Here is a 21849-nt window from a genome sequence, read left to right on the forward strand (position 1 = left end):
CGTCGGGTTAGCGGACGCTCATGCCTGTCCATTGCTCGGACAGCTGCCAGAGGCGTTGCGCAGCGTCGGGATCGACTGCCCATCGCGCCACGCCTCTGCGGCCGGACTCGACCTCGTTGACAGCTGCGATATTGCAGTCTTCGCAATACACCCCGCCTCGACCGTTCAACGCCGCACTGTTCGCACACCACAGCCCGGTCGCTGCGCCTTGTTCAAGGGTTTTAAGGCCCATCTCCGGCACGACTTTCTGCTGGCCGTGCTCATCAAAAACGTCGAACGCAGCAATCTCTGCGCGGCTCAAGTGACGTCCGAGATCGGTGAGTATTTGCCCCGGGTGCAGTGAAAAAGCCCGGACGCCCTGATCGCAGCCGCGCTTGTCGAGCGCCACGGCAAAAAGCGAATTGGCGGTTTTCGACTGACCGTAGGCCACCCACTTATCGTAAGGGCGATGGGTGAAATCAATGTCTTCGAAATCCACCCCCGCAATCTGGTGCCCGCGGGACGACACTGCTATCACCCGGGCACTGCCTGCGGCGACCAACGTTGGCCACAACCCACAGGTCAGGCGGTAGTGCCCCAAGTGGTTGGTTGCGAACTGGCTTTCATGCCCGTCAGCGTCCCGCGCAAGAGGCGATGCCATGACGCCAGCGCAGTTGATCAGTAAGGAAACGGGCTGGCCTTGCCGGATGACCTCTGCGCTGAAAGCCCGAATGGAGTCTGGATCGATCAGATCCATTGCTTGCACGGTGACGCCTTTGATGTCAGCCAGAGCGGCTCGTGCGCGCTGTGGATCGCGCGCAGGGACAATGACTTGCGCGCCTGCGGCTGCGAGGCTCTTGACGGTGACCAGCCCCAGGCCTGAATGGCCGCCGGTGACAACGGCGAGTTGTCCCGCCAGCTCGACCCCGGCCATGACCTCGGACGCGGTACTGGCGGCGGTGAACGGCGAAACAATGGGTTGCTGAAGCGTCGTCATGTGAGTGTCCTCGTTATCTATGCGAAGACCTGATTCTTCTTTAAGCTGGCCGGACGAACCAGCTCAAATAATCCGGTTTTCTGTCGTGATCATCCAAAATCCTGTTTCCGACCCTCTTTCAGATGTGCTTGCCCTGGCGGGGCTGCGTGCGGCCTGCTCGGTGCGCCTGCAGGCAGGAGGCGAATGGGCGTTGCGCTTTCGGCCTATCGAACTGAAGTTCAACGTCGTGCGACGTGGCGAATGTTGGCTGCGCATCGAAAACATGCCGGCGCGTCATCTGCGCGAGGGCGACTGCTTCGTGGTGTCGCGGACCCCGTTCATATTGGCCAGCGCTGCGCACATCGAGGCGATAAACGCGTCAGAAGTCTTCGCGCAATCAGGTGCATCGGCGACCTATGGCTCCGGTAACGAGGTAGAACTGCTGGGCGGCAGCGTAGCGCTGGTCAGTCAGGGTGCGGCCGAACTGCTCGATCTGTTGCCACCGGCAATCGTCATCCAGGCGCAAGCAGGCGGCGCATCATCGTTTGCCTGGCTGCTCGATGAACTGGACAGGGAGTGGCAATCGGCGCAGGCCGGCGCCTATGCGATGTGCAATGACCTGCTGCGGCTGATTTTCGTCCACGCATTGCGCCACCATATCTCCACCGCCGATATCGCCGATCTGGCCTGGCTGGGAGGGTTACGGGAACCTGCGATCAGCGCTGTGATGCGTGCCATTCATGGCGCTCCGGAAAAGCCCTGGCGGCTGGCTGAAATGGCCGAGATCGCCTGCATGTCGAGGTCCGGCTTCGCGGCGTTATTCAAGTCGCGTGTCGGACAGGCGCCAGTGGAATACGCCACGCGCTGGCGCATGCGTGTGGCGGCATCCCGGCTGGAGAACAGCGCTGACAGTGTCTCGACAGTCGCCGCCTCCCTCGGTTATCTGTCGGATGCCGCGTTCGGGGTCGCCTTTCGAAGGGTTCACGGCAAATCGCCGGGCCAGTACAGACGGTCCACCGAGGATCGGATCACCCCCACTCGGCCAGACCTGCCCTCGAACAATTAGAAAGGTAGACCGGACTTTTCTGCCGAACAGGCATCCAAACCTGAGACGGCTCACCGGCCTCCGATTTCAGATCGCTTCAGACAAGGACAACAGATGACCTTCTACATTTTCCTGATAGCCTGCTGCGCCGCCGCCACTACCGGCGTCATGTTCAAACCGGGTGCGTGGTACGAATCGCTGCAAAAGCCCCGATTCACCCCGCCCAACTGGCTGTTTCCCGTGGCTTGGACCACCATTTACCTGTTGCTCGCCTGGGCCGGTTATCGACTGACGCTGCTACCGGGCAGCGAGACCGTGCTGGCGCTCTGGGCCGCTCAGATTGCACTCAATACCTTATGGACACCGGTCTTCTTCGGCGCGAATCGAATCTTCGCCGCCATGGTGATCCTTGCCGTGCTCTGGGTCGTGGTGGCGGCGATGGTCGTCATGGCGTTGCGGCTGGACATCATCACCGGGCTGATCCTGTTTCCGTACCTTGTCTGGCTGTGCGTGGCCGCTGCGCTGAATTTCTCGATACTTCGGCACAACAGATAACAAGGTGTTCGGGTGGCCGGGCCGTTGACGACAGGCTCCAGGCGGCATGCATTCAAGCAGAACCGCCTTGAAGCAGCGCAAGCGTTCTGCCATCCGCCGCTCCCGAATAAAACTGATCGAGCGCCTGCTGATAAACCCCGGACCGGGGATGGGCCGCGAGAAACAACGTCAGGCAGGAGCGCAGCTTCATGTCATCGGGCGAGCCGAGTATCTGCAGCGCGCTCAAGCCGGAATGACCCAGCAGCGTGTTGACGCACTCCTCAAGCCGTGGCCCGAGCACGCTGTGCTGTAGATACGCTTGGGCCTCGGCCGTCCCCGACAGGGCGAAGCGCTCGGCCATTTCGCTGTGCCCGAGCCCTCGCAACTGCGGAAAAACAAACCACATCCAATGACTGTTTTTACGCCCCGCCTTCAACTCCTGCATCACTCGGCTGAACACAGGGCGTTGGGCCGTGACGAAACGGGTCAGATCAAACATGTCGTTCACGATTCGGTCTCCTCTGCCAGCGTGCCGGTGAGCGCCCTGGCACGTTCATCACACCTGCAACGCGCTTAACTGCCCACCTTCCTGCGCCAGCCGTTTCAGAAAAGCGCAAGCGTCCAGCAACTGATAAGGAAAGTAGAGGCCGGGCGGGGTTGGCGGTTGGCCGTCCAGCCCGAGCAAGCGCTCCAGCAGCATCGCGACGCTCAGGCCTGTCAACAGTGCGGCGCCTGCCGGGTGGACCACGGCGTGGCGTGTGCGCAGGGGTTGACCTTGCAGGTCGTCACCGGCCAGTTCGATGACGATCTCAGTGGACTTCGGCCGGCCCTGACGTCGGCCATGTAAAAAACCACCACGGCGCTGATCTGGCGATCACCCAGCCCAAGGTCGTCCGCCTTGGGGTCAATGGCCACCCCCAATGCCCCGCCGATTTGCTCGGCGGCCTGTTGCGCCCTGGCAAGATCGCGGCCGCCGATCAGCAGCGGAACATCGGGGTGGACGGCGCGCAGGGCCCGCGCGGTATGTTGACCGATGGCGCCGGAGCCGCCCATGAACAGAATTGGATCAAGGGGCATCGCGTGATCTCCTGGTGTTTTGGGTAACAGCCTGCTTTTGGTAGGAACCCTGGCACGCGGCTGACATTCCGCTTCCCTGATCAACGGCGCGTCATGGCGCGCTGACCGACGCTGCCGGGCTGCGCACAGCCCGTGAACGCCAGGCGAGCCCCAGCACCATCAGCAGGCCCAGCGCTGCCATCAACGCGCCTGCCAGCGAGATCGCGGGATATCCCAGACCTGCGTTGATCACGGCGCCACCCAGTGCGGCGCCGATGGCGTTACCGAAATTGAACGCGCCGATGTTGACGGCGGAGGCCAGATTCGGTGCGTCCTTGGCGGCTTCCATGACGCGCATCTGCAATGGCGGCACCAGCGCGAAACTGGCCGCACCCCAGATCAGAATCGCTACGGCAGTCGGCAACGGCCAGCGCATCAATACCGAGAACGCCAGCAGGACGACGATCAGCACCCCCAGCGACACGATCAGGGTGCGATCGACCGAACGGTCGGCCGCCTTGCCGCCCCACATGTTGCCCAGAGTCAAGCCGACGCCGAACAGCACCAGCATCGCGGTCACGAAGGCCGTTGACGCATGAGTCTCGCTCTGCAGGATCGGCGCAACGTAGGTAAAGACGGTAAACATGGCGCCGGATCCGACCACGGTCAGCGCCAGGGCCGCCAATACGGGCCCTCGCCCCAGCACACGAATCTCCGCCAGCACGCCATCGCTCTTGGGCAGCGGCAGATTGGGCAAGGCATACCAGAGCGCGGCCATTGCGACGAAACCAAGGCCGGCGATCCCCCAGAACGCGGTGCGCCAGCCCATCGATTCGCCGAACCAACTGGCCAGTGGCACGCCGCCGATGGTGGCCAGCGTGAGGCCCATGAACATGGCCGCCACGGCGCCCGCCCGCTTTTCAGGGGGGACCACGCTGGCGGCGACGATCGAGCCGATGCCGAAAAATGCGCCATGGTTAAGGGACGTCACCACCCGGGCGACGAGCAGGCTTTCATAACTGGTGGCCATGGCCGACATCAGATTGCCCAAGGTGAAAATCGCCATCAGGCCGATCAACAGGTAACGCCGGGGAATCTTGCCGGTGGTCAGGGTCATCAGCGGCGCGCCGATCAGCACGCCCAGCGCGTAGGCGCTGACCAGCAGGCCCGCAGTGGGAATCGAAACGCCGAGGTCTGCGGCGATACCGGGCAACATGCCCATGGGGGCGAACTCCGTCACGCCGATGCCGAAGGCACCGATCGAGAGGGCTACAAGGGGTGGGTTGATTCGCATGAAGTGGCTCCTTATCTATGCCGCAAATGCTACGATCCCGGCGCATCAGGCGGTAGATCGCCTTGAGTACAAGCACCTTTGCGTGGGAGGCACAAATGGACTTCAACGGCAGGTCGGGAGAAATGGAGGTGTTCGCCAGGGTGGCGCAGGCCGGGAGCCTGTCTGCCGCCGCGCGGGCGCTGGGGCTGACACCCTCGGCGGTGAGCCGGATCATCGCGCGCACCGAACAGCGCATCGGCACCCGCTTGCTGTTGCGCACCACCCGGTCCATTACCCTCACGGCAGAGGGTGAAGCGTACTTGCGCGGCGCGCGACGCATTCTGGCGGACATGGACGAGGTCGAAGAAGCCATCGCCAGCCAGGGAGTGCCCCGCGGGCGACTGAGGGTCAGTGCATCGCTGGCCCACGGTCGGTTGGCGATTGTGCCGCTGGTGGCCGCATTCACCGCACGTTACCCGGAAATACTGGTCGACCTGACCCTGGGCGATGAAGTCGTCGACATCCTCGCAGGTCAGGCAGATGTGGCTGTGCGCTTCGGTTATTTGCCCGACAGCCCCTTGAGCGCCCGCAACATCGGCGAAACCGGTCAGGTGATCGTCGCGTCTCCCGCGTACCTGGAACGTCATGGCACGCCCCGCGAACCCGAGGATCTGGCGGCGCATAACTGTCTGCGCTTCAACTTCCGTCGGGCGGCGCCGGACTGGCCGTTCAGGCGCGACGGCCGCGACTTTTCCCTGAAGGTCTCAGGCAGCGTGGCATGCAGCAGCGGCGAGGCGCTGGCGCAGATGGTCAGACTCGGCGCGGGTATCGCTCGCATCGGCGCGTTCACGGTAGTCGACGAAATCGAACGCGGGGAACTGGTGCCGCTGCTGGAGGACTTCAACCCCGGCGACCGGGAGCCGATCCACGCCGTGTTCGTTGGCGGTTCGACGATGACCGCGCGGGTCAGGGTGTTCGTCGATTTCCTGTTGGAGCATCACGCCATTCGCACAGCCGCCAGACGCTGAACGACAAACCCGCAGCAAGGGTTCTTTATGAATCGCTTTTGCACGATGATGACCGTCGCGTCTCCCGACTAACCCGCCCGAGCCCATCGATGACCTCCGACGTTCCTGCCTTGAAGCCCTTCAGCCGCTATCAGAAGTTCGTGGTCGGCCTGCTGGCCACGCTGCAATTTGCGGTGATTATCGACTTCATGCTCATGGCCCCACTGGGGGCGATGATCATGCCGGCACTGCAGATGTCCGCGCGCCAGTTCGGCTTTGTGGTCAGCGCCTACGCCTTCAGCGCCGGCCTTGCCGGGCTGATGACCGCAGGCTTCGCCGATCGCTTCGATCGCAAGAAGCTGCTGCTGTTCTTCTACAGCGGTTTTGTCATCGGCACGTTCTGGTGCGGGCTGGCCGCGAGCTTCGAAACCTTGCTTCTGGCGCGGGTGGTCACCGGTATTTTTGCCGGTGTGATCGGCTCGATCGTGCTGGCCATCGCCGCCGACTTATTTGCCCCGCAATCTCGCGGACGGGTCATGGGCGTGATTCAGACGGCCTTCGCGGCCAGTCAGGTGATGGGGCTGCCTGTCGGCCTGTACCTGGCCAATCATTGGGGGTGGCACGCACCGTTTCTGATGCTGGCGGCGCTGGGCGCAGCCGGGGGGCTGGTGATTCAACTGGCGATGCGCCCTGTGGCCGACCATCTTGCTATGCCCCAGGAACACAGCGCCTTCCGGCATCTGTTCAACACGCTGGCAACACCGCGCCACTGGGCTGCCTTCGCGGCAATGGCACTGCTGACGACCGGCGGCTACATGCTGATGCCGTTCAGCAGCGCCTTCACGGTGAACAACCTGGGCATCGACATCACCAGCCTGCCCTTCGTCTATCTGTTCACCGGTCTCTGCACCATTGTTACCGGCCCGTTGATCGGCCGCGCCAGCGATGCCTTCGGCAAACTGCCGGTGTTCTTCCTCGGCAGCGCGCTGACAATCGTCATGGTGACGCTCTACACGCACCTGTCCAATGTGCCCCTGCACTGGGTGATCGTGGTCAACGTGGTGTTGTTCGTCGGGATATTTTCCAGGCTCATCCCCTTCCAGGCCATGGCCGCCGGTGTACCCGAGCCCTCTCATCGAGGCGCCTTCAACGCCGTCAGTGCGGCTATCCAGCAGCTGTCGGGCGGCTTTGCCTCGCTGCTGGCCGGGCACATCGTGCTGATCGGCACCGACGGCAAACTGCAGCACTTCGAGGTCGTGGGTTATGTCATGGTCGCCACCACGCTGGTGGCGGCTTATCTGGTCTGGCGGGTGCAGCGCGATCTGTCGGCGCGCCATTGACCTGGGAGTCCGGTGCGTGATGTTCATCCTTGCTCGGCCAGCCGAGAAACCGGGGAGCGTCTGAGCACAGTGACTTCACAGTGCCTCTCGCCGGGCGACCTGCCCGAGGGCCGCAGTTCTCGACCGCGTCGGCGCGATCAAGACCAGGCCGACATCGTGGAAGATTATTTTTTCCAGGACTCCAGCCTGCTTGAGGGCGCTGATAAGCATGGGTGCGAGCCCTCTTTCCCTTGATAAAAAACAGCTGTGCCGTTAAACAGGGCGAGTGTCGACGTTCATGTCATCGCGCGGCGGGCAACAGGCACGCCCAGGCTGGACACTGTCGAACGTTAACAAGACCTGCACTCCATGGAGGCGACAGCTAAACGCTTATGCCAGAAAACACATCAGACACTGCGCCCCGTACTCGCCGTGCGCCCAAGGGCGAGAAACGCCGCGAGGAGCTGTTGGATGCCGCCCTCGGGTTGTTCTCCCTGGAGGGTTATGCGGGTGCGTCGATTGCCAGGATCGCCGACCTCGTCGGGATTTCCGTGGCCGGCGTGCTGCACCATTTCCCTAACAAAGTCGCGCTGTTGATGGCCGTGTTGACCCGTCGCGACGAGGTCAACCAGAAGGTTGTCGATGAGGTGCAGAGCGAACCGACCCTCGATGGCTTCATCGAAGGGTTGCAGCAGATCAACCGATCGAACGCAACCGCGCCCGGCGTGATTCGTGCGTTCAGCATCCTCAATGCCGAAAGCCTGGTGGATAACCACCCGGCCTACGAATGGTTCCAGTCGCGCTACCAGATGATCCACGAACGCATGCGCGCCCGCCTCGATCACCTTGTGGCGGCTGGGGAAGTACGGAGGGATGTGGATCTGGACGGGATCATTCAGCAAGTGCTGGCGATGATGGATGGCTTGCAGCTGCAATGGCTGCGCTTTCCGGAGAAGGTCGATCTGGTGAAGAATTTCGAAAGCTACATGGCCCAGGTCAAACGGGACATTCAAGCGTAAAAAAACGGGGTGAGCCCATAAATGGATCACCCCGTGATTTCACTGGCAGCGAGGCCGGCGACTGGCCCTCAAGCCTGCCCCCTGCCCCGCGCCATTACCGATCAATAGTCGGCGTTGCCGTCGTAGTCGGCGTTGCCATTACTGTCGTCAACGTTCTCGTCCTGATCGAAGATGCCGCCGGTCTTGACCGCAGGCAGCGCCGCCTTGACCGAATTCAGCGCCGAACGAGGCAACGGGTTGCTGGTGGTGGTCGACAGTTCCTGACGGAACGAGTTGACCAGCTTGGCGGTGAGACGAATGTCGTCCGAGGCCGCGCCCAGGCTGATGTTGAAGGTGTCGGCGTCGACCACCCACTGCTTGCTCGTCTCGTCGTAGTAGGCGAGCGAACGATCGTTGAGCTCGATGGTAACGTGACGGGTTTCGCCCGGCTTGAGGAAGACCTTCTTGTAACCCTTGAGCTCCTTGACCGCGCGCTCGACAGTCGGGTTCTGCTGGCCGACATACAGCTCGGCGACCTCGGAACCGGCGCGCTGGCCGCTGTTGGTCAGGTCGAAGGAGACCTTGATCGGCGTATTGCCCACCGCGACGCCCGGCGTGACCGAGATATTGTTGTAGGTGAACTGGGTGTACGACAGGCCATGGCCGAAGGCGAACAACGGCTTGGTGCCGGTCTTGTCGTAACCGCGATAGCCGAGCATCGTCAGGTCGTTCTTGTAGCTGATTTCCTTCAGCGTGCGGGTGTTGTCGAATTTCGGGAAATCGGCATACAACGGGTTGTCTTCGATGTTGCGTTCGATACTGATCGGCAGCTTGCCCGACGGGTTGACCTTGCCGAACAGAATTTCGGCCAGCGCCTGGCCGCCGTTCTGGCCAGGGTAGAACGCGTGCAATGCAGCCGGGACCTGATCGATCCAGTCGCTCATCTTCAAGCCCGTACCGCCGTGCATGGTGACGATGGTGTGGGGGTTGGCCTTGGCGATGTTCTGGATCAGCTCGTTCTGGTACTCGGGCAGATCGAAGCTGTGGTCAAAACCTTCGCCTTCGTATTCGTTGCTGTTGCCGACGGCCACGACCACCGCGTCGTACTTGGACAAATCCTGCGGCGCGGCCAGCGAAGCCCATGCCATTTGCACACCGACCAGGCCGCCCATGGTGGACAAGTAACCATCGCGACGCGAGTACTCAAGTTTTACGTCATAGGCCTTGCCGGCTTCGAGCTTGATCTTGCCCGACACCGGAATGGTCGGCGGGATGCTCTTGTTGGTGATGTTCTCGCCATCGCCGTTGTCGATGATCTTCTCACCGTTGACCCACAGGCGGACCGCACCGTCGGCACGCACCTTGAACACCTGCTCGCCACTGGTGACCGGCTTCATCTGGCCGCTCCAGCGAATCGAGGTGTTGGCGGTGTCGCCATTGCTCGGCAGATCGTCGGTGGACCAGTCCATGTCGACATGGGTGTCGATGCGGGTGGCCGATGGGTCGCCGGACCAGTTGGCGTTGGTGAAGAACTCGGTCTTCATGCCAGCGACGGCGTTGCCCTTGCTGTCAGTGGTGGTCCAGGTCGAAGCGCTCGGGTCCAGCGACAGGCCGTCGAGGAATTCGACCTTGGCGCCGGGGGCCATCTGCTGCAGGCCGCTCAGCTCGCTGATGTAGTGAGTGGCGTCGACGTGAGCACTGCCGAAACCGGTCGGCGGCGCGTATTTGGCCAGGTCGCCGACCACCGCGATGCGCTTGACCTTGGCCTTGTCCAGCGGAAGGACGTCGTTCTGGTTCTTCAGCAGCACGATGCCTTCACGGGCAATGTTCAGCGCGACCTTGTTGCTGGTGGCGCTGTTCATGTTGTGGGCAGTCAGCGGCGCGAACTTGTCGAACTGATACAGGTAGATGTTCTTGAGGATACGGCGGACCTTGTCATCGATGGTCGCCATGTCCAGCTCGCCGCTGTCCAGGTATGGCTTGAGCACCGAGCTGTTCATCTGGCCACCCATCATGTCCAGATCGGAACCGGCCTGAGCGGCTGGCAGACCGTGAACGATGGCGTTGTAGTCGCTCTGCACCAAGCCCTTGAAGCCCCACTCCTTCTTCAGGATATCGGCGATCAGATGGGTGTTTTCGCAAGCGTACTCGCCGTTCACCTTCTGGAACGAGCACATCATCATCGCGACGGTGCCGTTCTTGGTCGCCGACTCGAACGGCGGCAGGGTCATCTCCCGCAGAACGCGCTCGGGCATGACCTGGTTGAGGATGAAGCGGTTGGTTTCCTGATCGTTGCCCGCGTAGTGCTTGGCCTCGGCCCAGACACGGCGCTGCTGGATGCCGTTGATCACCGCAGGGCCAAGGCTGGCGCCCAGGAACGGGTCTTCGCCGGACAGGTATTCGAAGGCCCGACCGCTCCATGGCATGCGGTAGAGGTTCATGCCCGGGCCGGTCACGAACTGATAACCACCGGTGGCGGTGTCGTAACCCAGCGCACGACCGAAGTCGAGGGCGCGACGCGGGTTGAAGGTTGCCGCCAGGTTAGGGCCGGACGGATAGACCACGCCCGGGTCGTTGCCTTCACTGGTGTAGCGAATCCCAGCGCCGCCGTCGGCGCCGTGAATCTGAGGCACACCGTATTGCGGCAAGGGTTTGACGTCCCAGCCACCGATCCCGCCGATGTAGGCCAGCTTCTGTTCCTGGGTCATCTTTGACAGGGTTTTCTCGGCTGCCTTGTCGGCACGGACTTCCTTGGCTGCCAACTGCTCTTGAGTGGTGGTCTGTGCCGCGTTGGCATGACCGATTGCCAGACTCAACAGAGCCAGTGCCGAATGAGCACCTAAAGTTCTACGGGTTCGCATAAGAAAAAACTCTCCAGATATCGCCTGCGCGCAATTGCCGCAGTTGACAGGCCACAACCCTTTATTCAGGGCAATACGTCGCCCATGCCGAAGTTTCAAAAAGAAACGACGGACAAAGAAAAGTGACGCGCCTGCAAGCAACGAACTTGGGCGATATGTTAGGTAAAACCAAAGTTACTGGCACAGCGCCAGTTAAAGACGCGGTAGACCCCAGCGCCATTTAAATTAAGGCAATGGTTTTTAGTTGAAGTCAAACAAAAATATGCGCAATGAAAAAGATCGACATTTTTTGATACACTCGCTGAACTCTCGCTAAACCCACTGGTCTGTAGGTTTAGTAAAAATGACCTGCACCCATCTGAAACCCTCTAGATACGGAGCATTCACAAGGCTAAACCGTGTATCTAGAGCGTTAAACGCACGGCGTGCAATCATTTCAACACTGTTACACACACTGGAGAATCATCATATGAAATTGCCACTACTTGGTGCCGTTGCCGCCATGACATTCGCAATTGCCACTACGACCATGGCAGCAGAATCGAACATTCAGGAAACGGCATCCGGCGCCCCTGATTCCACCGTGATGACACAGACGCAAAACGTGAAAGTCGAAAAGAAACAGCACAAACAAGTTCAGTCCGACGAAAACCAGCGCGGCCGTCCGGCGGACAAGTCGTCTCGCACTACCAACTAATACCTGCGCCACTTATATATATACACCCACGAACACAGGGGTCCTTATAAGCCCCCTGTTGTTCGTCGTTACCTGAAGCCAAGTCGTGTCCGATACTCTGAATCCTGTCCACCTTGAACAACTGACCGAGCACTCGTCTGAAGCTCTGTGTGTCTGGCTGTTGGTCCACGCCGGGCTCAAGACAGGCGATCTGGAACGGGCGCGCCGGCTTGCACAGGAATCCGCAGGCAGTTCACTGACTGAACTGCTGACCCGCCTGGGTCTGGTGTCCGAACTTGACCTGGCACGGGCGTGGGCATCGACCCTTGACGCGCCGTTGCTGATTTCCGACGCCGTGCCGCTGCCCGGCGATGCCCTGCCTGCGCTAAGTGAGCGTTTCATGCGCCATCATCGCTTGTTGCCCATCGGCAACCACGCCAATGGTGTGCATGTTCTGGCCGCCAACCCTGGCAACGTTTATGGGCTGGAAGCGGTGCGCTATGCCTGCCAGACACCGGTATATGTGTCGGTCGGACTGTCCAGCGAAGTGGACGGGCTGATCGAGCGTTTCTACGGTCAGGGTCGCTCGGCCATGGGCTCGCTGATCGAGACCATGGACGATCACAACGGCGCCGAAGAAGACATCGAACACCTCAAGGATATGGCATCCGAAGCGCCGGTCATTCGCCTGGTCAACCTGATCCTGCAGCGCGCAGTCGAGCAACGCGCTTCCGACATCCATATAGAACCCTTTGAAAGCCAGCTGAAGGTGCGTTATCGCATCGATGGCGTGCTGCACGAAGCCGAAGCGCCGCCTTCGAGTTCTTCGGCGGCGATCATTTCGCGCCTGAAGATCATGGCGCGGCTGGACATCGCCGAGCGCCGCCTGCCGCAGGACGGCCGGATCATGCTGCGCATTCAGGGCAAGGAACTGGACCTGCGGGTGAGCACGGTGCCCACCAGTTTCGGTGAGTCGGTGGTCATGCGTCTGCTCGACCGCCAGACCGTGAGTTTCGATTTTCCAAGCCTGGGCATGGACGGCGAGCGCCTGCAGAACTTTCTCGACGTGTTGGAAAACCCCCACGGCATTCTGCTGGTCACCGGCCCCACCGGATCGGGCAAGACCACGACGCTGTACACCGCGCTGTCACGACTCAACACCGCCGAGCGCAAGATCATCACCGTCGAAGATCCGGTGGAATATCAACTCGAAGGCATCAACCAGATTCAGGTCAAGCCTTCCATCGGCCTGGACTTCGCCGGGGCGCTGCGCTCCATCGTGCGCCAGGACCCGGACGTGATCATGATTGGTGAGATGCGCGACCTGGAAACCTGCCGCATCGCGATTCAGTCCTCGCTGACCGGCCACCTGGTGCTGTCCACCCTCCACACCAACAGCGCCGCGGCGAGTATCACCCGTCTGCTCGACATGGGCGTCGAAAGCTACCTGATCGCCTCGACCGTCAAAGGCATTCTGGCCCAGCGCCTGGTGCGCCGGCTCGATCCTGTGACGCGCATTGCCTTCGAAGCGCCGGCCGAGCTGGTGGCCGAACACGGGCTTGAACGCTTCACCGATCAGCGCCCGATCATGCTCTACCGACCTGCCAGCGAACTGCCGGGCGGCGGTTATCACGGGCGCAGCGCGATTACCGAATTGCTGGTGATGAACGAAGAACTGCGCAGCCTGCTGATGCGCCAGGCCGATGCCGCCACGCTGGAACAGGCCGCCCGGCGCGGGGGGCTGCGCACGCTGTATGAAGAAGGTCTGCGTCAGGCCGTCGCCGGTGTGACCTCGCTTGAAGAGGTGCTGCGCGTCACGCGCGGCGATTGACCATGGCCCATTTCAAATACCGGGCGCTGGACGCCGACGGTGTCGCGCAGAACGGCACACTGGAAGCGAGCGATCAAAACGCTGCGGCGGTCATCTTGCAAAAGCGCGGTCTGTTGCTGCTCAGCCTTGAAGCAGGCGCCCACAGCGGGCTGGGCGTGGTGATGCGTCGCAGCGTGCTCAACGGCGCGGCGCTGGTCAGTTTCACTCAACAATTGGCAACCCTGCTCGGCGCCGGCCAACCGCTGGAGCGCGCGCTGGGCACACTGCTCAGACAGAACCACGACCCCAAGCGCCTGGCGCTCCTCGAACGGGTGCGCGAACAGGTCAAGGCCGGCAAGCCGTTGAGTCAGGCGCTGGAAGAAGAGCACGGTCAGTTTTCCAGCCTCTATATCAGCATGGTCCGCGCCGGTGAGGCTGGCGGCTCACTGGAGAACACGCTGCGTCAACTCGGCGAATACCTGGAACGCAGTCAGAAGCTGCGCGGCGAAGTGGTCAACGCACTCATTTACCCGATCTTTCTGGTGGTAGGCGTCCTCGGTTCGCTGGCCTTGCTGCTGGCTTACGTGGTGCCGGAGTTCGTGCCGATCTTCCGCGACCTGGGCGTGCCCATTCCACTGATCACGCAGGCCATTCTCGGGCTGGGTGAATTCTTGAGCGCCTACGGCCTGCTACTGCTGGGGGCCATCGTGGCGTCGATATGGAGCATCGCGGTGCTGCGCCGCGATCCGCAACGGCGCCAGCGACACGACCGCCGCGTGCTCTCACTGAAAGTCATCGGCCCGTTGCTGCAGCGCATCGAGGCTGCGCGACTGGCCCGCACACTGGGCACCTTATTGAGTAACGGCGTGGCCCTGCTGCAAGCCATGAACATCGTTCGCCAGGTCTGCGGCAACCACGCCCTGCGCGCCCAGGTCGAGCAAGCCACCGACCGGGTCAAGGGCGGCGGCACCCTCGCACAGGCGTTTGGTGAGCAACCGCTGCTGCCGGAACTTGCGCTGCAGATGATCGAGGTCGGCGAACAGGCCGGCAATCTCGACAGCATGCTGCTCAAGGTCGCCGACGTTTTCGACGTCGAGGCCAAGCGCGGCATCGACCGCATGCTCGCGGCGCTGGTACCCAGCCTGACCGTGGTCATGGCTGTCATGGTGGCGGTGATCATGCTGGCCATCATGCTCCCGCTGATGAGCCTGACCAGTAACATTTGAGGAAACACACATGACTCGATTCAAACCAGCCCAAGGCCGTCGCCAGGGCGGCTTCACCCTATTGGAAATGCTCGCGGTGATCGTGCTGCTCGGCATCGTCGCCACCATCGTGGTGCGCCAGGTCGGCGGCAACGTCGACAAAGGCAAGTACGGCGCAGGCAAGGCACAGCTCGCCAGCCTGAGCATGAAGGTCGAAAGCTACGGCCTGGACGTCGGCTCGCCCCCTGCCAATCTGCAGCAACTGGTGACCAAGCCCGCCAACGCTACCGGCTGGGCCGGTCCGTACGCCAAGCAGTCGGACCTCAAGGACCCGTTCGGCCACGCCTTCGGTTACCGCTTCCCCGGCGAGCACGGCAGCTTCGACCTGATCTTCTTAGGCCAGGACGGTCAGCCCGGCGGCGACGGCTACAAGGCCGATCTCGGTAACTGGGAATAACATGCGCGCCCTGCCCCGCGCCCGCGGCTTCACCCTGTTCGAAATGCTGGTGGTGATCGTATTGATCAGCATCAGCGTCGGCCTGGTGGGCTTTGGCGTGGGCAAAGGTCTGCATACGGCCAGCGAACGCCGCGCCCTGAGCGAAGTGGTGCAAGCGCTGCGCGCGGCGCGGGTCCAGGCCATTGTCACCGGGCAACCGGCGCAGACCCGGTTTGACCTCAAGGACGGCCGTTTTCAAGGCCCGTTGCAAACGGTCCGGCACCTGCCCAGTGACATGCACGTCCAGTTGCAGACCGCAGACGGCCTCGGCTCGGCGTTCGAGTTCTACCCGGATGGCGGATCGAGCGGCGGCCATCTTTTACTGAGCCGCAACGACAAACATTGGCGGGTCGATATCAACTGGCTTACGGGCAACGTTCAGTTGCGCACGCTCAATTGAGTGGCGAACGCGGCTTCACCTTGCTGGAAATGCTTGCCGCCCTCGCGGTGCTGGCGGTGTGCAGCAGTGTGCTGGTGGTCGCGTTCGGCCAGAGCGCCCGCGCCCTGCAACAGGCGCAACGCAGCGACCTGTTGAGCCTGACGGCGCGCTCGCTGATGGACGAAGCCAACGCGGGCCGCTTGCAGGCGGGCGTCACCGAAGGACGCTGGTCTGGGGTGAAGTGGCGGTTGAACGTCAGTGCCTTGCCGGGCGGCAATGCCCCGCTCGATGCCTGGCGGCTGGACCTGGATGTCAGCAACGGCGGGCGACACGCGCACTACAGCACGCTGCAAGTGCGCAGCGCAGGGTCGGGGGCAGGCCAATGATTCGTCGGGCGCAGGGGTTCACCTTGCTGGAAGTGCTGGTGGTGCTGAGCCTGCTCGGGGTGCTTTTGACCCTGATCGCAGGCGCGATTACCGGCGCCAATCGGGCCATGAGCAAGGCCGAACGCTACAGCACGCGACTGGACGAAGTGCGTTCCACGCAGAATTTTCTGCGCAATGCCATTGGCCAGACCCTGCCTCTGGCGGCAGGCGCGCCGGGGGTCACGCAGTCGCCGGTGTTCGTGGGCGAGGCCCAGAGCATGAGCTTTTACGCGCCGCTGGTGGCCAACCTCGGCGGCGGTTTGTATCGGTACAACGTGGCGCTGGCCGCGGGACAGCGCTTGCAGGTGAGCCTGCAGCGTCTGCGCGATCAAGGCCTGCTGCCAGCGGATGAACCTCAAGTGCTGCTGCATCAGGTGCAAAGCGTGCACTTCAGCTATCGCGGGATTTCGCCCAAGGGCGACGCGACAGACTGGCTGGATCAGTGGCCTTGGCCCGGGCGCCTGCCGGTGAGCGTGCGCATTGATGCACAGCTTGCCGGGCCGGTGCCGTGGCCGTTGCAGAGCATCGATCTGCGCCTGGACCTGTCGTCCGAGGCGCGAACGTTATGAAGGGCCAACGCGGCGTGGCGCTGCTGTTGGTGCTCTGGGTGCTGGCGCTGCTGGGCACCTTGCTCGCCGGCCTCTTGGGTTGGGTGCATCTGCAGAACCGTCAGGCCCTGTGGCAGCGCCAACATACCCAAGGGCTGCTGGCAGCCGAAGCGGGCGTGGGCATGGCCGTGCTGGCGCAGCTGGATCGTGACCCGAAACGGCACTGGAACGCCGACGGCCAGCCCCACGCTTTGCATTTCGACGAGGCGGCGTTGGCCGTCAGCCTGACCAGCGAGGCCGGAAAGCTGGACGTCAATGCAGGGCCTGTCGAGTCGTTTGCCCGGCTGGTGCGGGCGTGTGGCGGATCGGCCGAGCAATCGGCGCAACTGACGCAAGCGCTGAATCAGCGCCGTGGCGGCGACCACGCACCGTTGCGCACGATTGAAGAAGTTCGCGAACTGCCCGCCATGGACCAGCGGCTTTACCAGTGCGCCAGTGCGCATTTGACCTTGTGGAGCGGCCTGCCCGCGCCGGATGCACGCCTGGCCGCGCCATGGTTGCGGGGTGTGTTGAACCTGCCTCAGGGCAGCGCCATCGCCAGCGATCCAGGCCCGGTCATCACCGTACAAAGCCGGGCGACATTGCCTGGCGGTTTTACCACGACGCTGAGCGTCACGCTGTTACTGAACCCATCGAAGGAGGGTGTCAGGCCTTACCGGGTCCTGCGCTGGCAAGAATGAAGCATTTATTTTCAAAGCGGCTCGCCCCGTTCCAGGCCCGCCTTCATAGCCACTGGCGTGACAGCCGGGCACAACAACTGTGGCGCGCCTGGCTGCACGAACTGCAAGCTATGCTGCCCGCCGCCGTGCGTGCGCGTTTGCTGCCACAAATGCGCGAAAGGCTGATTGACTGGCCGCTGTCGGAACATCCGGAGGCGCGCCACGACGAGCGCCTGATTCTGGTGCTGCCCGCGAGCATGGTGCTGGTTCAGACGCTGCTGCTGCCGAGCGCTGCATTGCGCGATCTGCACAACGTCATCGGCTTCGAACTGGACAAGTACACGCCCTACCCCCGCGACCAGATGCACTACGTCGCCCGCGTCACCGGCAAAGAGGGCGCGATGGCCCAGGTGCTGCTTGTGGCGGTGCTGCGCGAGCGGCTGCAACCGGCGCTCGATGCGTGCAGGGCGCAGGGCCTGGCGCTGCATGCAGTCGATGGCCGCGATGCACGGGGCCAGCGACTGCGGGTCGATCTGCTGCCCGCCGAGCAGAAGCCACCGCGCCGCAGAGGTGCTCGATTGCCGCGCTATCTCGCGCTGGCCTGTTGCGCGCTGTTGATGAGCTGCATGGTGCTCTGGCTGGATGCACGCAGTGCCATGGTCGAGGCGATGCAGCACAGCGTCGATGCGCAGCGCGGACAGGTGCAGCAGGTGCAGAACCTGCGCCGCGAGTTGATCAACACTCAGGGTGCGGCGCGATATCTGGCCCAGCAAAAGGCCGCGCAGCCAACGCTGTCCAGCGTGCTGGTGGACCTCACCGGTTGCCTGGGTGCCGACACCTGGGTCGAGCAACTGGAAATCGCTGACGGCGGTGGTGTTTCCCTGTCCGGGCAAAGCGCCAAGGCCAGTGCCCTGATCACCCGCATGAAGGACTGCAAGACCCTGAGTGACGCGCAATTCCAGGGCATCATTCAGCCCGATGCACAGACCGGCAAAGAACGCTTTTCCCTGCGTGCGCAACTGCGCAAGGAGGCCGCCGATGCGCCGTGAACTGAGCCCGCGGGAACGCCGTGGCGCGGCCCTGATCGTACTGGCGCTGGTGCTCTGGGCCGCATGGTGGTTGCTGGTGCAAAGCTGGTTTCTCGACCCGCTGAACGCTCTCGATGAGCAGGCCGACGCCTTGCGCACCCAGCAACAGCGCTACGCCGCGATCCTGCAACAGCGGGACGGCCTGGAACAACAACTGCAGGCTGCGCGCCGCGATCCTTCGAGCCGCACCAGCCTGCTGCCCGGCGAAGACCCCAGCGCGGTCGCCGCCGATCTGATGCAACGCAGCCTCGATCTGGTCAAGGCCCACGCCGACCAAGGGCCCGGCTGTGAGGTTACGCAGCGCATGCCGATCACCCCGGAGCGCGACAGCGCCGAGCCGTATCGCCAGGTGAAAGTCAGCCTGACCCTGGAGTGCGCCATGGAGCCGCTGGCCAACCTGCTGCACGACTTCGAATACGGCCAGCCGTTTCTGTTCGTCGACAACCTGAGCCTGCGCCGTGCAACGTCAGCCCCCGCCAGTGGCGGCGCCGGACGCCTGCAAGTGCATCTGTTACTGCGCGGTTATCTGCAACAAGCGCCCGCGCATCCGGCGCAAGGGAAGCAGCCTGAAAAGCCGGCCGCATCCAGCGAGGAGCCCGAAGCATGAGGTTCGACACCCTTACTCTCGCATTGCTGGCGGCCACTGCCCTGTTGAGCGCGACGGCCGTAAGCCTCGCCATGGGCGCCGGGCAGACGCTGGATTGGCTGCCTGCGGGTCAGGCCCGTGAATCGGCGCCCGCAGCCAAGCCCCAGGCGATCTCGCCACTGCCGGCTCAAGCCCTGGCGCTGACCTGGCAACAGTCGATGTTCAGCCCGGACCGCAAGCCCGATCGGGTGACGGGTAAAAAACAGGCCTCTTCCCTCGACGGCATCAGCCTCAGCGGCGTGATCATCGACGGGCAGGCCCACTGGGTGCTGCTGCGCATGGCGGACAAACGCAGCCTGAAACTGGCGGTCGGGAGCACCCTCGACAACGGCTGGACCCTGACCGGCGCCACGCCCCAGCAAGCCACCTTTAGCCACCAAGGCCAGACCCGCGAATTGCGCCTGCCCCTGCTCCGCCTTCCAGCGCCTTCGAAGGCGCCCCTCATTACCCTTCCAGACGTACCCACACCATGAACAATCGCTACCTTGAGTTTCCCCGTTTGTGCAGCCCTCTGTTGTGTTTGGCGACCGCCGTCGCGCTGGCCGGTTGCGCGGCGACGCCGGAGCATTTCGACAACGACCCGGCGCTGATGCAGGAAGCACTCAATGGCACCGGCTCCCAGCGCCCGCCCCTGGCTGAATCGGCACCGCTGCCGAGCCAGCCGAACCCCGGCGCCAGGGCGGTGCCGCGCCAGCAGATCATTCGTGGCAATCAGACCTTCGTGCACAACCCGGCCCCGGCCACAAAAGCTCCTGGCGCGAACGACCCCGCAGATGCCAGCGGCGATATCGTGTTCAACTTCGCCAATCAGCCGATCGAGGCGGTGATCAACAGCGTCATGGGCGATCTGCTGCACGAAAACTACAGCATCAATCAGGGCGTCAAAGGCGACGTCAGCTTCTCCACCTCCAAGCCGGTGAACAAACAGCAAGCGCTGTCGATTCTCGAGACCCTGCTGTCGTGGACCGACAACGCGATGATCCGCCAGGGCGACCGCTATGTGATCCTCCCCGCCAACCAGGCGGTGGCCGGCAAACTGGTGCCCGAGATGCCGGTGGCGCGGCCTTCCAGCGGTCTTTCTGCGCGACTGTTCCCCTTGCACTACATTTCGGCGACCGAGATGCAGAAGCTGCTCAAGCCCTTCGCCAGGGAGAACGCTTTCCTGCTGGTCGATCCGGGGCGCAACGTGCTCAGCCTCGCCGGGACGCCGGATGAACTGGCCAACTATCAGGACACCATCGACACCTTCGATGTCGACTGGCTCAAGGGCATGTCCATCGCGGTCTATGGCCTGCAGCGTGCCACCGTCGGCGAGCTGATGCCGGAACTGAAGAAAATGTTCGGCCCCGACAGCGGCATGCCGATGGCGGGCATGGTGCGTTTTCTGCCGATCGACCGAACCAACTCGGTGGTGGCGATCTCCGCGCAGCCGCGTTACCTGAGCGAAGTCGGTGACTGGATTCACACCATCGACGAAGGCGGCGGCAACGAGCCGCAGATGTATGTCTACGACGTGCGCAACATGAAGGCCTCGGACCTTGCCAGGTACCTGCGCCAGATCTACGGCAACGGGCAGATCAAGGACGACAGCGCGGCCAAGGTCGCCCCCGGCCTGCGCACCCGCTCGCTGTCCTCACTCAGCGGCAATGGCAGCAGCGCGGGCGGCATGGGGCTGAGCGGCAGCGGCCAGGGGATGGGCACAAGCTCGGGCATGGGCATGAGCGGCAGTAACGGCGGCATGCAGAACGGTGCGCAGCAGAACGAAGAGACTGACGCAGACGAGGGCGACGATGATGCAGGCGGCGTCGAAGGCACCGACAGCGAGACGGCTGGCACCGAATCCGGCGCCAGCAAGCGGCTGGACGACAGCACCCGCATCACCGCGCAGAAGAGCAGCAACCAGTTGCTGATCCGCACCCGCCCCGCCCAATGGACCGAGATCGAATCCGCGATCAAACGGCTGGACAACGCGCCGATGCAGGTGCAGATCGAAACCCGGATTCTGGAAGTCAACCTCAGCGGCGAACTGGACCTGGGCGTTCAGTGGTATCTGGGCAAACTCGCCGGTAATTCCGGCAGCACCACTGTCGCCAATGCGTCCGGCAGTCAGGGTGCCCTCGGCGGCGGCGGCGCAGGTCTGGGCGCAGCTGACTCGCTGTTCTATTCCTTCGTCAGCAATAACCTGCAAGTGGCGCTGCATGCGCTGGAAACCAACGGCCGCACCCAAGTGCTGTCGGCGCCGTCGCTGGTGGTCATGAACAACCAGCAAGCGCAGATTCAGGTCGGCGACAACATCCCCATCAGCCAGACCACGGTCAATACCAACGTCTCCAACACCACGCTGAGCAGCGTCGAATACGTTCAGACCGGTGTGATTCTGGACGTCGTGCCGCGCATCAATCCGGGTGGCCTGGTATACATGGACATTCAGCAGCAGGTCAGTGACGCCGACAACAGCGCTGCGTCGGACAACAACGGCAACCCGCGCATTTCTACCCGCTCGGTGTCCACGCAGGTCGCGGTGCAGAGCGGGCAGACCGTTTTGCTCGGCGGTTTGATCAAGCAGGACAACAGCGACACCGTGTCATCGGTGCCGTATCTGGGCCGGGTGCCGGGGCTGCGCTGGTTGTTCGGCAACACCAGCAAGAGCAAGAAGCGCACGGAGCTGATCGTGCTGATCACCCCGCGCGTGGTCACCAGCAACAGCCAGGCGCGGCAGGTGACGGACGACTATCGCCAACAGTTGCAGTTGATCAAGCCAACGCAGGCAGGCGTTTCAGGGGGCTGAATAATGCTGGGCCGAGAGAAG

Annotated in this window: 23 protein-coding genes; 17 read left to right on the forward strand and 6 right to left on the reverse strand. The window is 62.8% G+C overall.

From position 1 onward, the window contains the following. Positions 1–7: 7 nt before the first annotated feature. On the reverse strand, positions 8–976 hold the full coding sequence (locus BWR59_RS23295) for an oxidoreductase (protein ID WP_081568002.1): 969 nt from the start codon (positions 974–976) through the stop codon (positions 8–10). An 85-nt stretch (positions 977–1061) separates the two neighbouring features. Here BWR59_RS23295 and BWR59_RS23300 point away from each other — a divergent pair, with 85 nt between their 5' ends. Together BWR59_RS23300 and BWR59_RS23305 are read left to right on the forward strand one after the other, a co-directional pair. After that, on the forward strand, positions 1062–2021 hold the full coding sequence (locus tag BWR59_RS23300) for an AraC family transcriptional regulator (protein WP_230982071.1): 960 nt from the start codon (positions 1062–1064) through the stop codon (positions 2019–2021). 93 nt (positions 2022–2114) lie between these two features. Further along, positions 2115–2555, forward strand: a complete 441-nt coding sequence (locus BWR59_RS23305; RefSeq protein ID WP_081568004.1) for a TspO/MBR family protein — start codon at positions 2115–2117, stop codon at positions 2553–2555. Between the two features lie 52 nt (positions 2556–2607). Here BWR59_RS23305 and BWR59_RS23310 read toward each other — a convergent pair whose 3' ends face one another. The 4 genes from BWR59_RS23310 to BWR59_RS23320 form a co-directional block, all read right to left on the reverse strand. Then, complete coding sequence (locus BWR59_RS23310; RefSeq protein WP_081568005.1) at positions 2608–3042, reverse strand: DUF1810 domain-containing protein; 435 nt, start codon at positions 3040–3042, stop codon at positions 2608–2610. Between the two features lie 48 nt (positions 3043–3090). Next, positions 3091–3255, reverse strand: coding sequence for a hypothetical protein (locus BWR59_RS32940; RefSeq protein WP_230982072.1), 165 nt, complete (start codon positions 3253–3255; stop codon positions 3091–3093). Then, positions 3252–3611: a hypothetical protein gene (locus tag BWR59_RS23315; RefSeq protein ID WP_230982073.1), complete on the reverse strand. Its 360-nt coding sequence runs from the start codon at positions 3609–3611 to the stop codon at positions 3252–3254. The genes BWR59_RS32940 and BWR59_RS23315 overlap by 4 nt, the downstream gene beginning before the upstream one ends. A gap of 91 nt (positions 3612–3702) precedes the next feature. Then, positions 3703–4884: an MFS transporter gene (locus BWR59_RS23320; RefSeq protein WP_081568006.1), complete on the reverse strand. Its 1182-nt coding sequence runs from the start codon at positions 4882–4884 to the stop codon at positions 3703–3705. A 95-nt stretch (positions 4885–4979) separates the two neighbouring features. Between BWR59_RS23320 and BWR59_RS23325 the strand changes: the two genes are divergently transcribed. The 3 genes from BWR59_RS23325 to BWR59_RS23335 all read left to right on the forward strand — a co-directional run bounded on the left by BWR59_RS23325 (position 4980) and on the right by BWR59_RS23335 (position 8208). Next, positions 4980–5891, forward strand: a complete 912-nt coding sequence (locus tag BWR59_RS23325) for a LysR family transcriptional regulator (protein ID WP_081568007.1) — start codon at positions 4980–4982, stop codon at positions 5889–5891. An 89-nt stretch (positions 5892–5980) separates the two neighbouring features. Next, complete coding sequence (locus tag BWR59_RS23330) at positions 5981–7210, forward strand: MFS transporter (protein ID WP_081568008.1); 1230 nt, start codon at positions 5981–5983, stop codon at positions 7208–7210. Positions 7211–7581: 371 nt separating this feature from the next. Continuing rightward, positions 7582–8208, forward strand: a complete 627-nt coding sequence (locus BWR59_RS23335) for a TetR/AcrR family transcriptional regulator (protein WP_081568009.1) — start codon at positions 7582–7584, stop codon at positions 8206–8208. A 101-nt stretch (positions 8209–8309) separates the two neighbouring features. Here BWR59_RS23335 and BWR59_RS23340 read toward each other — a convergent pair whose 3' ends face one another. Continuing rightward, positions 8310–11048, reverse strand: a complete 2739-nt coding sequence (locus tag BWR59_RS23340) for a glycoside hydrolase family 3 C-terminal domain-containing protein (protein ID WP_081568010.1) — start codon at positions 11046–11048, stop codon at positions 8310–8312. 469 nt (positions 11049–11517) lie between these two features. Between BWR59_RS23340 and BWR59_RS23345 the strand changes: the two genes are divergently transcribed. The 12 genes from BWR59_RS23345 (at position 11518) to gspD (ending at position 21828) form a co-directional block, all read left to right on the forward strand. After that, a complete protein-coding gene (locus tag BWR59_RS23345) occupies positions 11518–11745 on the forward strand; it encodes a hypothetical protein (RefSeq protein WP_081568011.1) in 228 nt (75 codons plus the stop codon). A gap of 85 nt (positions 11746–11830) precedes the next feature. After that, positions 11831–13555, forward strand: a complete 1725-nt coding sequence (gene gspE, locus BWR59_RS23350; RefSeq protein ID WP_143490920.1) for a type II secretion system ATPase GspE — start codon at positions 11831–11833, stop codon at positions 13553–13555. Positions 13556–13557: 2 nt separating this feature from the next. Then, positions 13558–14760 (forward strand): type II secretion system inner membrane protein GspF, encoded by a 1203-nt coding sequence (gene gspF, locus BWR59_RS23355; RefSeq protein ID WP_081568012.1) that lies wholly within the window; start codon positions 13558–13560, stop codon positions 14758–14760. 10 nt (positions 14761–14770) lie between these two features. Further along, positions 14771–15196, forward strand: a complete 426-nt coding sequence (gene gspG, locus BWR59_RS23360; protein ID WP_081568013.1) for a type II secretion system major pseudopilin GspG — start codon at positions 14771–14773, stop codon at positions 15194–15196. A 1-nt stretch (position 15197) separates the two neighbouring features. Then, positions 15198–15635, forward strand: coding sequence for a GspH/FimT family pseudopilin (locus BWR59_RS23365; RefSeq protein ID WP_081568014.1), 438 nt, complete (start codon positions 15198–15200; stop codon positions 15633–15635). Continuing rightward, on the forward strand, positions 15632–16000 hold the full coding sequence (locus BWR59_RS23370) for a type II secretion system protein (protein WP_081568015.1): 369 nt from the start codon (positions 15632–15634) through the stop codon (positions 15998–16000). The genes BWR59_RS23365 and BWR59_RS23370 overlap by 4 nt, the downstream gene beginning before the upstream one ends. Next, positions 15997–16608, forward strand: a complete 612-nt coding sequence (locus BWR59_RS23375) for a prepilin-type N-terminal cleavage/methylation domain-containing protein (protein WP_081568016.1) — start codon at positions 15997–15999, stop codon at positions 16606–16608. Before BWR59_RS23370 ends, BWR59_RS23375 begins: the two co-directional genes overlap by 4 nt. After that, positions 16605–17327, forward strand: a complete 723-nt coding sequence (locus BWR59_RS23380) for a general secretion pathway protein GspK (RefSeq protein ID WP_081568017.1) — start codon at positions 16605–16607, stop codon at positions 17325–17327. Before BWR59_RS23375 ends, BWR59_RS23380 begins: the two co-directional genes overlap by 4 nt. A gap of 110 nt (positions 17328–17437) precedes the next feature. Further along, complete coding sequence (locus tag BWR59_RS23385; RefSeq protein ID WP_230982074.1) at positions 17438–18355, forward strand: type II secretion system protein GspL; 918 nt, start codon at positions 17438–17440, stop codon at positions 18353–18355. Beyond that, entirely contained in the window at positions 18345–19001 is a 657-nt protein-coding gene (gene gspM, locus BWR59_RS23390; RefSeq protein WP_081568019.1) for a type II secretion system protein GspM, read from the forward strand. Before BWR59_RS23385 ends, gspM begins: the two co-directional genes overlap by 11 nt. Continuing rightward, positions 18998–19513, forward strand: coding sequence for a hypothetical protein (locus tag BWR59_RS23395; protein WP_081568020.1), 516 nt, complete (start codon positions 18998–19000; stop codon positions 19511–19513). The genes gspM and BWR59_RS23395 overlap by 4 nt, the downstream gene beginning before the upstream one ends. Then, positions 19510–21828 carry a type II secretion system secretin GspD gene (gene gspD / locus BWR59_RS23400; RefSeq protein WP_081568021.1) on the forward strand — a complete coding sequence of 773 codons (2319 nt, stop codon included), beginning with the start codon at positions 19510–19512 and terminating at the stop codon, positions 21826–21828. Before BWR59_RS23395 ends, gspD begins: the two co-directional genes overlap by 4 nt. The last annotated feature ends 21 nt before the right edge of the window (positions 21829–21849 follow it).

It is taken from the genome of Pseudomonas sp. Bc-h (assembly GCF_002080045.1).
Classification (GTDB): Bacteria; Pseudomonadota; Gammaproteobacteria; order Pseudomonadales; family Pseudomonadaceae; genus Aquipseudomonas.